This window comes from uncultured Tateyamaria sp. (genome assembly GCF_947488715.1).
Lineage (GTDB): Bacteria > Pseudomonadota > Alphaproteobacteria > Rhodobacterales > Rhodobacteraceae > Tateyamaria.
This window is the reverse complement of sequence record NZ_CANLAG010000001.1, coordinates 272,094-287,882: the sequence shown is the minus strand read 5'-3', so window position 1 is coordinate 287,882 and position 15,789 is coordinate 272,094. Positions and strand designations below refer to the sequence as shown.

The 15,789-nt window shown below is 62.7% G+C and carries 14 protein-coding genes; 8 read left to right on the top strand and 6 right to left on the bottom strand.

What is annotated here, in order from left to right; all coding sequences use genetic code 11:
* The first annotated feature begins 59 nt into the window (after positions 1–59).
* Genes fghA through Q0936_RS01335 form a run of 5 tightly spaced genes read left to right on the top strand, consistent with a single transcriptional unit; the run spans position 60 to position 3,775 of the window.
* Positions 60–890: an S-formylglutathione hydrolase gene (gene fghA / locus Q0936_RS01355; protein WP_299295986.1), complete on the top strand. Its 831-nt coding sequence runs from the start codon at positions 60–62 to the stop codon at positions 888–890.
* On the top strand, positions 887–1,336 hold the full coding sequence (locus Q0936_RS01350) for a YaiI/YqxD family protein (protein ID WP_299377815.1): 450 nt from the start codon (positions 887–889) through the stop codon (positions 1,334–1,336). Before fghA ends, Q0936_RS01350 begins: the two co-directional genes overlap by 4 nt.
* On the top strand, positions 1,333–1,953 hold the full coding sequence (locus Q0936_RS01345) for an HAD family phosphatase (RefSeq protein ID WP_299297003.1): 621 nt from the start codon (positions 1,333–1,335) through the stop codon (positions 1,951–1,953). Before Q0936_RS01350 ends, Q0936_RS01345 begins: the two co-directional genes overlap by 4 nt.
* Entirely contained in the window at positions 1,950–2,864 is a 915-nt protein-coding gene (locus tag Q0936_RS01340; protein ID WP_299297001.1) for an ornithine cyclodeaminase, read from the top strand. The genes Q0936_RS01345 and Q0936_RS01340 overlap by 4 nt, the downstream gene beginning before the upstream one ends.
* Entirely contained in the window at positions 2,861–3,775 is a 915-nt protein-coding gene (locus Q0936_RS01335; protein ID WP_299296999.1) for an alpha/beta hydrolase, read from the top strand. The genes Q0936_RS01340 and Q0936_RS01335 overlap by 4 nt, the downstream gene beginning before the upstream one ends.
* On the opposite strand, the gene Q0936_RS01330 is transcribed toward Q0936_RS01335, so the two are convergent.
* Entirely contained in the window at positions 3,772–5,013 is a 1,242-nt protein-coding gene (locus Q0936_RS01330; RefSeq protein WP_299296996.1) for an MFS transporter, read from the bottom strand. The genes Q0936_RS01335 and Q0936_RS01330 overlap by 4 nt on opposite strands.
* 133 nt (positions 5,014–5,146) lie before the next feature.
* Between Q0936_RS01330 and zapE the strand changes: the two genes are divergently transcribed.
* Positions 5,147–6,202: a cell division protein ZapE gene (zapE, locus tag Q0936_RS01325; protein ID WP_299377812.1), complete on the top strand. Its 1,056-nt coding sequence runs from the start codon at positions 5,147–5,149 to the stop codon at positions 6,200–6,202.
* 6 nt (positions 6,203–6,208) lie between these two features.
* On the opposite strand, the gene Q0936_RS01320 is transcribed toward zapE, so the two are convergent.
* The 5 genes from Q0936_RS01320 to Q0936_RS01300 form a co-directional block, all read right to left on the bottom strand.
* Positions 6,209–6,793: a hypothetical protein gene (locus Q0936_RS01320; protein WP_299139307.1), complete on the bottom strand. Its 585-nt coding sequence runs from the start codon at positions 6,791–6,793 to the stop codon at positions 6,209–6,211.
* A gap of 138 nt (positions 6,794–6,931) precedes the next feature.
* Positions 6,932–8,212 (bottom strand): folylpolyglutamate synthase/dihydrofolate synthase family protein, encoded by a 1,281-nt coding sequence (locus Q0936_RS01315; RefSeq protein ID WP_299298802.1) that lies wholly within the window; start codon positions 8,210–8,212, stop codon positions 6,932–6,934.
* Positions 8,209–9,138 carry an acetyl-CoA carboxylase, carboxyltransferase subunit beta gene (accD, locus tag Q0936_RS01310; protein WP_299298799.1) on the bottom strand — a complete coding sequence of 310 codons (930 nt, stop codon included), beginning with the start codon at positions 9,136–9,138 and terminating at the stop codon, positions 8,209–8,211. Before accD ends, Q0936_RS01315 begins: the two co-directional genes overlap by 4 nt.
* Before the next feature lie 75 nt (positions 9,139–9,213).
* A complete protein-coding gene (locus tag Q0936_RS01305) occupies positions 9,214–10,128 on the bottom strand; it encodes a CPBP family intramembrane glutamic endopeptidase (RefSeq protein ID WP_299298796.1) in 915 nt (304 codons plus the stop codon).
* Positions 10,125–13,202, bottom strand: coding sequence for an ABC transporter transmembrane domain-containing protein (locus tag Q0936_RS01300; protein ID WP_299139311.1), 3,078 nt, complete (start codon positions 13,200–13,202; stop codon positions 10,125–10,127). Before Q0936_RS01300 ends, Q0936_RS01305 begins: the two co-directional genes overlap by 4 nt.
* 169 nt (positions 13,203–13,371) lie before the next feature.
* Here Q0936_RS01300 and ilvD point away from each other — a divergent pair, with 169 nt between their 5' ends.
* On the top strand, positions 13,372–15,135 hold the full coding sequence (ilvD, locus tag Q0936_RS01295; protein WP_299139313.1) for a dihydroxy-acid dehydratase: 1,764 nt from the start codon (positions 13,372–13,374) through the stop codon (positions 15,133–15,135).
* Positions 15,116–15,757 (top strand): hypothetical protein, encoded by a 642-nt coding sequence (locus tag Q0936_RS01290; protein WP_299139315.1) that lies wholly within the window; start codon positions 15,116–15,118, stop codon positions 15,755–15,757. The genes ilvD and Q0936_RS01290 overlap by 20 nt, the downstream gene beginning before the upstream one ends.
* Positions 15,758–15,789 lie beyond the last annotated feature (32 nt).

Sequence of the window (15,789 nt, the reverse complement as noted above, 5' to 3'; positions counted from 1 at the left end):
CGCAAACTTGCCGTGGGCGCACTGGCCCGATAGCCAAGAACAAACGAAAGGAACGTCCCATGGATACGATCTCGGAAAACGCGTGCTTTGGCGGCACCCAAGGTGTCTATTCCCACCGGTCTGCTGCATGCGCCTGCGACATGACCTTTGGCCTGTTCCTGCCCCAAGAGGCGCAGGACGGGCCGGTCCCGCTGTTGTGGTATCTGTCGGGTCTGACCTGCACCCACGAGAACGCGATGACCAAGGCGGGCGCGCAGGCCTGGGCGGCGGAGCATGGCATCGCGCTGGTCTTTCCGGACACATCCCCCCGGGGCGAGGACGTTGCGGATGACGATGGCTATGACCTGGGTAAGGGGGCGGGGTTCTATGTGAACGCGACCGAGGCGCCCTGGGCCGCGCATTACCGGATGTGGGATTATGTGATGCAGGACCTGCCCGAGCTGCTGGGCAATCAGTTTGCGCTGGATATGGACCGGCAGTCGATCACCGGGCATTCGATGGGTGGCCACGGGGCGCTGACCATGGCGATGTCCCCGCAGGGACAGTTCCGGTCGATGTCGGCCTTTGCGCCTATCGTGAACCCCACCGCAAGTGATTGGGGGCGCAAGCAGCTTGGTGCATATTTGGGGAACAATGAAGACCTGTGGTCGCCCCACGATGCAACGCTGTGCATGCGTGATCGGGGGTTTGACGGGCCGATGCTGATCGACACGGGCACGGCGGATCAGTTCATCGATTTGTTGAAACCCGAGGCGCTGGCAGAGGCGGCAACGGCCAAGCGTCAGCAGATCACCCTGCGGATGCAGCCGGGATACGACCATTCCTATTTCTTTGTCTCGACGTTCATGGAAGATCACGTGGCCTTTCACGCCGAGGCGCTGTGGGCGTGACCACGCTTTATATCGATGCGGATGCATGCCCTGTTAAGGCAGAGGCCGAGCGGGTCGCGACCCGCCACAAGGTGCCGATGAAGGTGGTGTCGAATGGCGGCTTGCGCCCGTCGCAAAACCCGTTGGTAGAGACGGTTATCGTGCCCGAAGGCCCGGACGTGGCGGATATGTGGATAGCGGATCGCGCGGGCGTAGGTGACGTGGTGATCACGGGCGACATACCGCTCGCGGCCAAGTGCGTCGAGGCGGGCGCGCGGGTGCTCAAGCACAATGGCGAGGCGTTGACGGCGGCCAACATTGGCAACGTGCTGGCCACGCGGGACCTGATGGCCGACCTGCGCGCGGCGGATCCATTTCGTCAGGGCGGCGGCAAGGGCTTTACCAAGGCGGACAGATCGCGTTTTCTGGACGCATTGGAACGGGAATTGAGGGCAGCAAAACGATGACGATCAAGGCAGTGGTATTCGACATCGGGAACGTGCTGATCGAATGGCAGCCCGAGCGGTTTTTCGACAGTGTGATCGGTGAGACGCGCAGGCGCGCGATGTTCGCGGCGGTCGATCTGCACGGCATGAACGACAAGGTCGACATGGGCCACCATTTCACCGAAACCGTGCACGCCACCGCCGACGCCTATCCCGAATGGCGCGACGAAATTCACATGTGGCACGACCGCTGGATCGAGATGGCCGCCCCCGTGATCGACCATTCCGTGCGCCTGATGGGGGCGTTGCAGGCCAAGGGCGTGCCGGTGTTTTCGCTGACGAATTTCGGTATTCAGACCTATGACCACGCGGCCACGTTCTATCCGTTCCTGCGCCAGTTCGACCGGGATTTCATCTCGGGGCATATGGGCGTGATCAAGCCGAATCCGACGATCTACCAGATGCTGGAGGACGCCAGCGGGCTGTCGGGGGATGCGTTGATCTTTGCCGATGACCGCGCCGACAATATCGAGGCCGCCGCCACACGGGGCTGGCGCACGCATCTGTTTGAGGGGCCGCAGGGCTGGGCCGATCGGCTGGTGGCCGAGGGGCTGTTGACGGCGGACGAGGCCGCATGAGCAGCATCCCCTTTATTCCCTTTGCCGAAGGTGAGGCGCTGCTGGACTGGATCGGGCTGACCGATGCGCTGGCGGCTGGGCATGATCTGCCGCGGGCCGAGATTGGGGACACGTTTCTGTATCGCGATCCCGACACGCTGCTGAGCCGGGCGGCCTGGATCAACGGGCTGGGCATGGCGGTCAAGACGGCGACGGTGTTTCCGGGCAATCCGGGACGCGGTGCTCCGATGATCAACGGGGGTGTGAACCTTTATGCCGATGGTGATGGCACGCTGGAGGCGATTGTCGATTTCCATCTGGTGACCAAGTGGAAGACGGCCGGCGACAGCCTGTTGGCCGCGCGCCGTCTGGCCCGGCCAGACAGCCGGCGCATCCTGATCGTGGGCGCAGGCACGGTGGGCCGGTCGCTGCACGATGCCTATACCGCCGCATTCCCGCAGGCGGAATTCACCGTCTGGAACCGCACCCGCGCCAGCGCGGAGGCCATGGCCGCCGAACGGCCCGGCCTGCGCGTGGCGGATGATCTGGAGGCGGCCGTGCAAGCGGCGGACATCATCACCAGCGCCACCATGTCGACCGAGCCGCTGATCCGTGGCGCGTGGTTGCAGCCCGGTCAGCACATCGACCTGATCGGAGCCTACCGCCCCGACATGCGCGAGGTGGATGATGCCGCGATTTCCAAGGCGCGGGTTTTCGTCGACAGTTACGACACCACCATCGGCCATATCGGAGAGATCAAGATCCCCCTCGAGGCAGGCACCATCACCCGCGATCACTTGCAGGCGGATTACTATGACCTGGCCGGGTTCACCCGCGCGCCTGACGATATCACCCTGTTCAAGAACGGCGGCGGCGCACATCTGGACCTGATGACCAGCCGCTACATTCTGGATCGGTGGCGCACGCAATGATGTGGGTGGTATTGATCCTGCTGGGCATCGTGGCCGTCCCGCTGACCATCGAATGGACCCGCAAGGGCATATCGGAAAAGGATCGCGCCCGCGCCACGGGGCAGTTTGCCCTGCTGTCACAAGGCACGACCCATTACGAATGGCTGGGACCGGAGCGCGGGCCGGTGGCGCTGTGCATCCATGGGCTGACGACACCGTCCTTTGTCTGGCGTGGCATGGCCAAGGGGCTGGCGCTGATGGGTTTTCGGGTGCTGGTCTATGATCTCTATGGCAGGGGCCTGTCGGAACGGGTACGGGGCAAGCAGGATGCCGCGTTCTTTGTCCGGCAGATCACGGACCTGTTGGCACATGAGAACGTCAAAGGGCACCTGACCGTGTTCGGCTATTCCATGGGCGGGGCCATTGCCGCACATTTCACAGCACAGCATCCCGGATCGGTCAAACAGCTGGTCCTGCTGGCACCTGCGGGCATGTTCGATCTGGGCGGAGGCAAGCTGCGCACGGCGCGGGATGTGCCGCTGATCGGGGATTGGCTGTTTTTGCTGGTCTATCCGTTCATGCTGCGCCAAGGCATCCGCGCAGAGGCGCACCTGCCCAGCAGTGTGCCGGACATTGCCGCCCTGCAAGCCGCCGAGACGGACAGGCGCGGCTTTTTTCCCGCGGTGCTGGCGTCGGTGCGCGGCATTCTGCGCGACACAACCGAAGAGCAACAGCGCGCCATTGCTGCAGCCGGTGTGCCGGTGCTGGCCATCTGGGCCGAAGAGGACGATGTCATCCCGGTGAGCGGCAAGGACACGCTGGCACAGTGGAATCCGCAGGCGATGCAGGTGGTCGTTCCAGAGGCCACACATTCCATCACCTACACCCACACCGATCAGGTGCTTGAGGTGTTCCGTACCTCGCGGGGTTAGGCGGGGGCGGTCTGTGCCAGAGGGCGTTCGCGTATCGGCAGGTGGATGATCGCGCTAAAGGCACCGACACCCACGCCGATCCACCAGACCAGCGTATAGTCGCCATAGACGTCATAAAGCCGTCCACCCAGCCACACGCCTAGGAACGAGCCAAGTTGGTGGCTGAGAAAGATAATGCCATAGAGCGTCCCCATGTACCTTAACCCGTAAATATGCGCGACCAGCCCGCTGGTCAGTGGCACAGTGGCCAGCCAAAGAGACCCCATAGCAATCGAAAACAGGATCACGGACTCTGGCGTGATCGGGAATATGATGAACAAGGCGGCAACGATGGTCCGCCCCACATAGATGCCCGCGAGGATGTACTTTTTCGAGTACCGCTTGCCCGCCCACCCGGCGGCGAGGGTGCCTGCGATATTGGCCAGCCCGATCAGCGAAATGGCCACAGCGCCCAAGGCCGAGGTGGTCGAGATGCCCATGTTGTCCAGCATCCCCCCCGGCAGGATCGGGCCGCACAACTCGGTCACAAAGGCCGGGAAATGCGCCGTGATGAACGCAACCTGATAGCCACAGGAGAAAAATCCGAGAAAGATCAGTGTGTAGGACGGATCGCGAAAGGCTTTGACCAGCACCTGCCCAAGGCTTTCTTCAAGCTGGTGTTTGGATGCCAGCACCGGCACGCGCATCATCGGCAGGGTCAGGAGAATGGCCATGATCGCCACGGCAAAGATCAGAAACACGCTCTGCCACGGCATGCTGGACAGCAACCCTTCGGCCACAGGCGGGCCAAAGATCTGGCCGACAGACCCCGCCGCCGCCGTGATCGCAAGGCTCATGGAGCGGTTTTCGTCGCTCGACGCGCGCCCGACCACAGCGAGGATCACGCCAAAACCGGTGCCAACCACGCCAAAGCCCACAAGCCACGCATACATCTGATGCTCAAACGGCGTGGTGGACCAGGCCGACAGCACAAGGCCCGCTGCATAGACAAAGGCCCCGATGACAATCGACCGCCGGTCACCGATCTTTTCGGCAATGGCACCAAAGATCGGCTGACCTATCCCCCATGCGAGGTTCTGGATCGCGATGGCCATCGAAAACTCCGCGCGCGCCCAGGCGAACTCTTCCGCAATCGGGATCTGGAACACGCCAAAGGACGCGCGGATCGAAAAGCTGACCATTATGATCACACAGCCCACAATCAGGACGGGCGTGAACAGGGGGGTGCGAGCAGTCATGGGCGGTCTCCGACGTGTTGGGGCGACAGTACGGACGCCAGCGGGCAGGTCAAATCAGGAATTCTGCGCGTCGCTTTAGTTTCCTTGATCCGAGGCGTCTTTTCACCGGGACGGCGGCACGTTACGACGGGGTATGACCACGTTGATGCAGGCATATGATACCCTTGTCGCGGACGGCACGTTGCATCGGGACGACGCGCAAGAGGCTGTGCTGCCCCAGTTCGAGCGTATCCGCGCCGCCCTCGCGGTACCTGTCAAACGGGGGCTGTTTCGCCGCGCACCGGAACCGCCCAAGGGGCTGTACCTGTGGGGCGGTGTCGGGCGCGGCAAATCCATGCTCATGGATTTCTTTGTCACTCAGGTCAAGGCCCCGGCGCGGCGCGTGCACTTCCACGCCTTTATGCAGGAAATCCACGCCGCGATGCACGAGGCCCGCAAACAAGGGGTCGACGACGCGATTGCCCCTGTGGCTGCGGACGTGGCCGCATCCGTGCGGCTGCTGGCCTTTGACGAGATGCAGATCACTGACATTACCGACGCCATGATTGTTGGCCGCCTGTTCGAGGCGCTGTTTGCCGCCGGGGTGGTTGTCGTGACGACGTCGAACCGGGTGCCCGACGATCTCTACAAGGACGGGCTGAACCGTCAGTTGTTTGTGCCTTTCATCGACCTGCTCAAGGAACGGATGGAGGTCTGGGAACTCGCCTCGCCCACCGACTACAGGCAGGACCGGTTGAGCGGCAGCCCAACCTATTTCTCGCCCCTGGGCGCCGAGGCACGGGACCAGATGAACACGATCTGGGCCGATTTGTCCGGCCAGGATGCACATGCACTGGATCTGACGATCAAGGGGCGCACGGTGACGTTGCCGCAGTTCAGCAACGGCGTTGGGCGGGCCAGTTTCTTTGACCTGTGTGCCAAACCTCTGGGACCGGGCGATTTCCTGGCCATCGCCGCGGCGTGCAAAGTTCTGATGATCGACGATATCCCTTGCCTGTCGCGGAGCAATTTCAACGAGGCCAAGCGGTTCGTAACGTTGATCGACGCACTGTACGAGGCGCGGGTGCGGTTGATTTGTTCTGCGGCGGCACTGCCCGAGATGCTCTATCTCGAGGGCGAAGGCACATTCGAATTTGAACGTACTGCGTCGCGTTTGCGCGAGATGCAAAGCGACGACTGGGCCGCTTAGCGTCGGTCAGCCGCGCGCGTAGCGGACCAGCGCCAGCAACAGCGTTTCGGTATCGAGACGGCCCGACGACATTTGTAACTGGATGGGTGGCTTGAATTCGCCGCGCGCCGCTGCGGTGTTCAGCAGCGCGTCGATATAGGCGTTTGATTGTCCTTCGGTCAGTGCCTGCACCAGCAGGGACTGCAACCGGTCGCCATTCTGCACCTGATGCCCAAATCCGGCCAGAACGGTGGCTGTGAGGCTGCGCAGGTCGCTGCGGCTGGCGTCGGTATCGGTGAGGCGGATGGGTTGGCGCAACTGGCGGCTGACCGCTTCAGAGGCCGAAAGCGTGTCGAGTTCCAGCAGCGACGCGTCAGAGCGGCTGACCTGTGCATCGATGTCGTCCACCTGTTCCACGGCAGGCACGGGCGTGTCCACGGCAGTTGCGTGCTGGGTGCTGGGGTCCGTGCCCGGCTGCAAAAGGATCAGGCCAATGGTCACCAAAAGGAACGCAGTCGCGATCAGCAGCATCTTGATGTTTGATGTGGATGCCGGGTCGTCAATTGCGGACGATTCCGGTTGCTTGGCCGCCTTGGCCCACCGCCTGAACATTTTCGCTTCCCCCAAAGCCTGACCCGCGTGATTGTGCCAAATCCGCGGCGTTATTCCGCAAAATATAGCAGAATTCCGCCTATTTGGTCAACATACAGTGGCGTCTACTATAGGTGGATTTTCAGCGACGAGGTGAAATCAGGCGTTTTCGCGCAACACCGCACCGGCAAGGTACAGCGACCCGCAAATCAGAACCCGCGCCGATGGGACCCGGTCCAGGATCTGGCGCAGCGCGGTTGTCACGTCACTGGCGGTGTCGGATGGCAGCCCCACGGCCTGCGCGGCCTTGGCGGTGTCGTCAGCAGGCAGGGTGTTCGCCTCACCGGGGATCGACAGAGCGGTCAGGCCCTGCGCAACCTCGGCCAGCGGGGCGAGGTAGCCGCGCGCGTCCTTGGTATTTAGCATACCGCAGATCAAAAACGTAGGCCGTTCGGGCAGCCGGGACAGATGCGCGGCCAGCGCCTTGCCCGCCGCCGGGTTATGCCCACCGTCCAGCCACAGCTCGGCCCCCGATGCGCGCGCGATCTCGGCCAGCGGCCCCGTATCCAGCCGCTGCATCCGGGCAGGCCAGTGGGCTTGCGTCACAGCAGCCGTACACGCGGCCTCCTCACAGCCGAGATGGCGCAGAGCGGCCAGCGCCATGCCTGCGTTCTGGATCTGGTGATCCCCCGGCAGCACGGGACGCGGCAGATCCAGCAGCCCGGTTTCATCCTGATAGACCATCCCGTCGCGTTCCGATGCGGCGTGCCAGTGCTGGCCATAGGCCAAAAGCGGCGCGCCGAGACGTGCGGCCTGCGCCTCGATCACGTCCATGCCCGCCTCGTCCTGGGGACCGACGACGCAGGGCACACGGCGTTTGATGATCCCGGCCTTTTCGCCCGCAATCGCGGCCAATGTGTCGCCCAGGAACGCCTCGTGATCCATCGAGACCGGGGTGATCACGGTCAGTTCGGGCGTGTCGATGACATTGGTGGCGTCCAGCCTGCCGCCCAGCCCGACCTCGAGCAGGGTGTAGTCGGCAGGCGTGCGCGCAAAGGCGAGCAGGGCCGCGCATGTCGTGATCTCGAAATAGGTAATGTCCGTGCCACCATTGGCGGCATAACATTCGTCCAGATAGGCGGTCAGCGCGGGCTCGGTGATCAGCGTTCCGGCAAGGCGGATGCGCTCGTGAAACCGTGCCAGATGGGGCGATGTATAGGCGTGGACGCTGTGGCCCGCCGCCTCAAGCCCGGCGCGGATCATCGCTTGCGTCGACCCTTTGCCATTTGTGCCAGCGATGTGGATCACAGGCGGCAGATCGTTTTGTGGATTGCCCAGCGCATCCAGAAGCCGCCACATACGGTCCAACGTCAGATCTATGACCTTGGGGTGCAGCGCCATCATCCGGGCCAGGATGGCATCCGATCCGGCGGTGGTCATGGCGCGGCAGTGTCGCCTTCGGCGTCTTGGGGCTCGGGCATATCAGTCGGCGCTGGCAGGTCGCCTTTGACGGCAGGCGGCAGGCCCATCAGCATGCGGGTGATCCCGATCAACTCGTCGCGCATCTGGGTCCGGCTGGTCACACGGTCCAGCATCCCGTGATCCAGCAGGTACTCGGCGCGCTGGAACCCTTCGGGCAGTTTTTCACGAATCGTCTGTTCGATCACGCGCGGCCCGGCAAAGCAGATCAGCGCATTGGGTTCAGCGATATGCACGTCCCCCAGCATCGCATAGGACGCCGTTACCCCACCCGTGGTCGGATGGGTCAGCACCACGATGTAAGGCAAGCCCGCCTCTTTCAGCATCTGCACAGCCACTGTCGTGCGCGGCATCTGCATCAGGCTCAGGATGCCCTCTTGCATCCGGGCACCGCCTGCGGCGGAAAACAGAACCAGCGGGCGGCGCAGTTTGACCGCCTCTTCGGCTGCGGCAATGATCGCATTGCCGACATACATGCCCATGGATCCCGCCATGAACGAGAAATCCTGCGCTGCTGCGATGATGGGCGTGCGCCCGATCTCGCCTGCGGCCACCAGCATTGCCTCTTCTTCGCCGGTGCCCTTTTGGGCGGCTTTCATCCGGTCGGGATATTTCTTTTGGTCGCGGAACTGGAGCGGGTCTGCCACGGGCGCGGGCACGTCGATCTGGGTGAAAATGCCACCGTCGAACAGCGCGATAAACCGGTCACGCGGGGTGATCGCCATGTGATGATTGCAGTTCGTGCAGACGTTCAGATTGTCCGACAGCTCGCGGTGAAACAGCATGGTGCCGCATTCATCGCATTTGGTCCAAAGGTTGTCCGGGGTCTCGCGCCGCGAAAAGATCGAGTTGATCCGGGGCCGGACGTAGTTGGTGATCCAGTTCATAAAGCTGTCCTGCTGCGATGTCGGATGTCAGATAATCCGGGACGGGACCAATTGCAATCAGCGCCGTCGGTTGCGTCAGGCGCGTATGGCAAGGCGCGCGGCCAGCCACATCACCAGCATGAACCCGAAATCCACCGGCAACCACGCCGCCATCGCGGCCTCGTCCCCGATACCGAACGGCAGCACATAGAGCGCGAGGCCAGACATCTCGTCGGGTGTGCTGGTCAGCACCATGGCCGAGATGTTGTTGACGAAATGCACCGCCATCGCAGGTCCCAACGTGCCTGAGCGCGCCGTCAGGTCTGCCATCAACAGGCCAAACACCGTGGCCCAGACAGCAATGGTCACGGCATTGCTGCCCGCACTTTCGGGCAGGTAGTGGCCGATGCCAAACAGAAACGCGGGCAACAGCATCCAGATCATCGGGGATCGGAACCGCGCAGCCAGTTGTTGCTGGATGTACCCGCGAAAGAAAATCTCTTCGGCCCCGGTCTGCACCAGTACCGCAATCAGCGCGAAGGGCAACAGCAACAGCCAGCGCCCCAGACCCATGTTCCGTTCCAATGCGCCGCCATCGTCGCCATAGCCGTAGGGTGGCAAGATCGTCAGCACCACGATCAGGATCGCGAGTATCGCCAGCACGGCCATGAACTGACGCGCCGCCAAACCCAACGGGCCGATAAGCGTCAAGGGGCGACGCTTGTGCACCATGATCACCACAATGGCCGCCGTGACCGCCAAGAGGCCCAGCTGGAACAGCATCAACAGCATCCCGCCCGCTGTCTGGCCCGACGACCCGTCCGCGATCAAGGTAGACCGTGCGCCCGGCTCAAGCACCGTGAACACGGTGCTGATCAACATCCGGGACAGCGCAAGAAATATCGCCGCAGCCAGCACGATGCCCAACAGCAAACGCCACACCTGCGCACTGTGTTCCGCCGTCGCAACGAAACGCCGGTGCGGGCGGTAATCAAAGGACCAGACGCTCATTCGTCAAGCGGCGGGGGTGGCGGGCCCTCTTCCTGTGGGATCTGCACGTTGGCTTGCCGCAACAGGTCGGCGGCACCGGTCAGGTGGCTGGACACGGTCTTGAGCAGGCTCATGAGCACGTTCGAGTCGTTTTCCAAAACCGCGCGGAATTCCGCAGCGCCAATCCGCAGGAAAGTCACGTCGCTCTGGGCTGTCAGATGCAACTGGCGCGGTTCGTCCAGAATGATCGACAGGTCCCCGATCAGGCGTCCCGGTTCCACGGTGGTCACCGCACGCTCAACCCCGTTGTCTGCGTCATAGCTGAGCACCGCGGTGCCGGACACACACAAATAGGCCGCGTCCGCGCGCTCTTCCATCGAGAAGATACGCTGCCCCGGCTCGGCGTCGTACCACTGTGCGGCAAAGGCCAGCAGACGCTGATTGCGGCCATCAATGCCCGCAAACAGATCGGCCCGCGATATCGCGCGCAGCTTGCGGCTGAGGTCATCGCCCTCTTCTTCGTCTTCGTTCACTTGCAGCCCGTCAATGCGCCCGTCCTTGATTTCGACAAAGAGGTCATAGGCGTCAGGGTTCTCGAACTTCTCTTCGAGAAAGATCAGTGTGGACTCGGGCAACAGCTTGCGCAGGGCGACCCGCGTACGCCGCCGTTCCTCGGCGCTGTGGCTGGCAAGTGCGCGATCCAGAACAAGTACATCGGGGCGTTTGATGCCCGCGCGCGAAAACGCTGCGCGCTCGTGGAAGATCGTAGGCAGGTTGGTGCCGCCCAACCCCGTGCGGATGTCAAAGATCGTCTCGGCCACCAAGCGGCGCAGGTCATTTTCGGTCAGCAGATCGGCAACGAGGTCTTCGATCAACTCACCCTTGGTGCCAGCCACCATCGAAATCCGGCCATAGAGGGCATTTTCAAGCAAGGTGAGACGCGGCAAGTACGTGTCCGGCTGGATCGGCACAAACACGTTCTGCGTCTGCGCGCGCAGGGCCGCACCGCTTGTTTTTCGGATGCCCACGATGTCCTTTTTAAAGCTGTCGGGAAAGGCCGGGCCGATCTGTTCGGCGGTGAAGGCGAACGGCACGGTGAGCAGCAGGGCAAATTCGTCATCGGTCAGCGCCACATCACCCCGTTCGCGGCGGCGACCGGCGATGTCGACCAATTGCTCGTACATCTCTTCCTCGATGTTGAGCGCGGTGAACAGCGGGTGGTTGGTGCCGTCCATACCAAAGGTCTGGTGCAGCGTTTCGATCAGGGTCTGCGAGATGGCGATGCCTTGTTCGGCGAGCCCATGTTCAAACAGCAGGTTGATGAAACGTGCATCGCGGGCCAGCCCCTGTTGGCTGATGTCACGCGACGGCGCCGCAAAGAGCAGGTTGCCGCCCAACGGAACCGCCGGATTGAATTCGTCCGGGTCAAACCGATAGACGGCGTCGATCACGCCCTTGTCTTGCAAACAGTGTTCCACCGCCGGGCGCAGGTCGACAATGGCCTTGGCCAGTTCCGGGTGCGCCTTGGGGTCGATCCGGCTGTTCAGCATGCGGCGGAACATGAATTCGTCGATACCCATGGCCTGCACCAACTCAAACCACCATTTGCGGATTTCGTCGGCACTGTTCAGCCCGGCCAGTGACGGATCCAGCCAATCCGCATCCACAGTATCAAGGCTGTTGCCCGACCGCCGTGCCTCGTTCAGGACGCGGTCCCTGCGCGGGGCGTCCTCGCGCGGCTTTGGGCTGGTCATCAGCGGCATCAGCAGGTTGGTGCCCAGGGTCCCGTCAAAGAGGTAGGGGCGCGAATGGGCGTAACCGATGCGTGCCGAGATCACCGCCTGGTGCAGATGCGCCAGATCATAGCCCGCCATCTCGACCGTGCCCCGGTCGGGCAGGACCTCGCGGGTCAGCAATTCGGCCAGCGCCGTACGCTCGGTCTGGTTCTTGGCCTGGATTGCGACGCGGCTGCCTTGTGGAATGGTCAGGTCCATCCGTTCCAGCACGGGGTTGTTGTCGGTGTTGCGCACGGTCACGTTGTTCAGAACAATGTCGCCGCGCAGGTGCGGGATTTCGTCTGGCTCACCCTCGAACAGGCTCTCGTCGACCATGTCGCGCGGGGCAAACCGGTCTGTGACAATCTCCCAACGCAGGGCCATATCCTGCGTCTGGTTGTAATAGGTCAGCAACTCTTTCCACGGGCTCGACAGGTCTTTGTAGGCCGCAATCGCCGCCACCAGCGCGCCCACGGTGATGTCCCCGCGAATGGCCAGATACCCACCCACCGAATAGAAAAAGAACGGCGTCAGCTGGGTGATGAAGTTGTTGAGGAACTTCATAAAGAACTTTTGCTGATAGATACGGAAGCGCAGGTCAAAGATGTGACCGAGGCGCGAGGTGAACTGGGCCAGACGGAACCGCAGGCCGCCATTGGTGCGCAGGTCGGAAATGCCCGCCGCACTCTCACCGATCTCGGCAGAGAACGCGCGCACGTGCTTGATCCGTTCCTTGTTCAGCAGGTTGATGCGCCGTTGCAACAGCGGGATAAGCCAAGCCTGAAGCGGGATCAGCGCGATACCGGCCAGCCCGAACCACACCGATTGCAGGAACAGAAACACGAGGATGATCAGCATCTGGCCAGCCTGGAACACCGGTTGGGCCACCATATCGCCCATCAGACCGCCCATCGGCTCGGCCTCGGATGTAACCATGCTGACCAGCTCGCCCTGGCTGGTGGATCGGAAATAGCTGCGCGGAAACCGCAACATGCGGCTGATCAACTGGAACCGGAAGCGGCGCAACAGGCGTTCGGCGGTCACACCTTTCATCGTGTTCAATCGCATCTTGAGCAGGCCATGCACCAACACCGCGCCCAGATATCCGAAACACAAGGCCAGCAGGAACTGGATCTGCGTAATCTGGAACCCCAGCACGTCGATGGTCGAATCCGTGGCGCCAATGGCGTCGTTGATGATCCGCTTGGGCAACTCCAGCGTGACGTAGAGAAACGGGAAGGTCACCACCGTCAGCGCCAGCAGCATCAGCTGGTCGCGCTTGGAGTGTTTCCAGATGAACGCAAAAAGGGTGGAATCCATACTCTGACCTGATCGACCGCGTCCCTGTCCAAATGGCCGATCAAACAGCCCGGCGCGTGCCGTTTGGGAAACCTAGTGCCCGCTATGTCCCATTACAACCGCGCGTGGCGCTTGCAGGCCACTGGGCCAATGGCTATTCCGGTCTGCAACGCTTTCAGGGAGACGCCAGATGCTCAAAGGCAAGTTCGACAAATCCAAGCTGCCCAGCCGTCACGTGACCGAGGGGCCCGCACGCGCGCCGCACCGGTCCTACTACTACGCCATGGGCATGACCGAAGAAGAAATCCACCAGCCGCTGGTTGGCGTCGCAACCTGCTGGAACGAGGCGGCCCCCTGTAACATCGCGCTGAACCGTCAGGCACAGTCGGTCAAGATGGGTGTGAAATCTGCCTATGGCACGCCCCGCGAATTCACCACCATCACCGTCACCGACGGGATCGCCATGGGCCACGAGGGCATGCGGTCGTCGCTCGCCTCCCGCGAGGCGATTGCCGACACGGTCGAGCTGACCATGCGCGGCCACTGCTATGACGCCATCGTGGGTCTGGCGGGTTGTGACAAATCCCTGCCCGGCATGATGATGGCGATGATCCGTCTGAACGTGCCGTCCGTGTTCCTCTATGGCGGGTCGATCCTGCCGGGTCGCGCGCCGTCGGGCGCACAGGTGCCCGCCGAATATGCAAACCGCGACCTCACAGTGCAGGACATGTTCGAGGCCGTGGGCCACCAGCAAAACGGCACCATGACAGAGGCCGAGCTGGACATTCTGGAGCGTGTGGCCTGCCCCTCCGCCGGGGCCTGCGGTGGCCAGTTCACCGCCAACACCATGGCCTGCGTGTCCGAAGCGATTGGCCTGGCGCTGCCCAATTCGTCCGGCGCACCCGCACCCTACCAGTCGCGCGACCAGTATGCCGAGGCGTCCGGCGCGGCCGTCATGACCCTGATCGAGCGCAACATCCGTGCGCGCGACATCTGCACCCGCGAAGCGTTCGAGAACGCGGCACGTGTCGTTGCCTGTACCGGTGGGTCGACCAATGCCGGTCTGCACCTGCCCGCAATGGCGCACGAGGCAGGCATCGACTTTTATCTCGATGATGTCTGCGAGATTTTCCGCGACACCCCCTATTTCGTCGACCTGAAACCCGGCGGGCAATACGTGGCCAAGGACCTCTATGAGGTGGGCGGCGTCTATGTGGTGATGAAAGAGCTGCGCAAGGCGGGCCTCTTGCACGAGGACTGCATCACCGCCTCCGGCAACTCCATTGGCGAGGAACTGGACAAGATCCAAGGCGAGGCCGATGGCCGCGTCATCCACCCGGTTGAGACACCGATCACCAAGACCGGCGGCGTTGTGGGCCTCAAGGGCAATATCGCCCCCGAAGGCGCCATCGTGAAGGTCGCGGGCATCGAGCCTCAGCACCAGATCTTTACCGGTCCGGCGCGCGTGTTCGAATGCGAGCAGGACGCGTTCGAGTCCGTACAGAACCGCACCTATGAAGAAGGCGAAGTCTTCGTTATCCGCAATGAAGGACCCTCGGGCGGTCCGGGCATGCGCGAGATGCTGGCCACCACTGCGGCCCTGTCGGGTCAAGGTATGGGCAAAAAGGTTGCGCTGATTACCGATGGCCGGTTCTCGGGCGCGACACGCGGCTTCTGCGTGGGTCACGTTGGTCCCGAGGCGGCCCATGGCGGTCCCATCGCGCTGCTCAAGGACGGCGACGTGATCACCATCAACGCCATCGAAGGGTCGATCAATGTCGACCTGACCGACGACGAACTGGCCGCGCGCAAAGCCGACTGGAAAGGCCCGCGCGAAACGATCTATGCCTCAGGCGCGCTGTGGAAATACGCACAGCTCGTGGGTGAAACCTACAAGGGGGCGGTGACGCATCCCGGCGCCAAGGTCGAACGCCATGAATACATGGACCTGTAAGGGTCTCGTTGCGGGGACCGCTCTGGCGGTTCTCGCAGGTTGCGACGATATCGGACAGATTGACCTGGGCGGCGCGGCCACACCCGCGCCGCTGCTGACGGCTGAACTGGGCCGTGGCGCGGTGACCTTGGTGCCGCCAGATGGTTACTGCATCGACCAGCGCAGCCTGCGCGCCAGCTTTGCCCTGATCGCACGGTGCGACACGCTGGGCGGGGAAACCGGGCTGGGCCAGCCGCTTGCGATCATCACGGCAACCACCGTGGCGGCACTGGACGGCCAAGACGTGTCGCCGGCGACACTTGGTGCGAATGGTGAAACCGTGTTGAACAGCACAACCACCGACACGCTGACCCTGGCGCAGGTGCGCGGCACCCCACCGGGGCCGGGTGTACGAGACGTGTTCTGGCGCGCGGTTGGCACCATCGGGACACAGGCGGTCGGGTTTGCCATTTACGAGGCTGCGGATGGCCCCGAACTGGGCGATGATGCACCCGCCCTGTTGATCCAGACTATGACCCGCACCCAAAGCCAAACAGCCGCGACACAGGACAAATCTGCAACGACACCGGCAAAACAATCGAGCAAATCAGGTCTCGCCGGTTTATTTCAGAGAAACCTTTGACATAGATAAAGTGTCCACCACGTCAGGTGGCG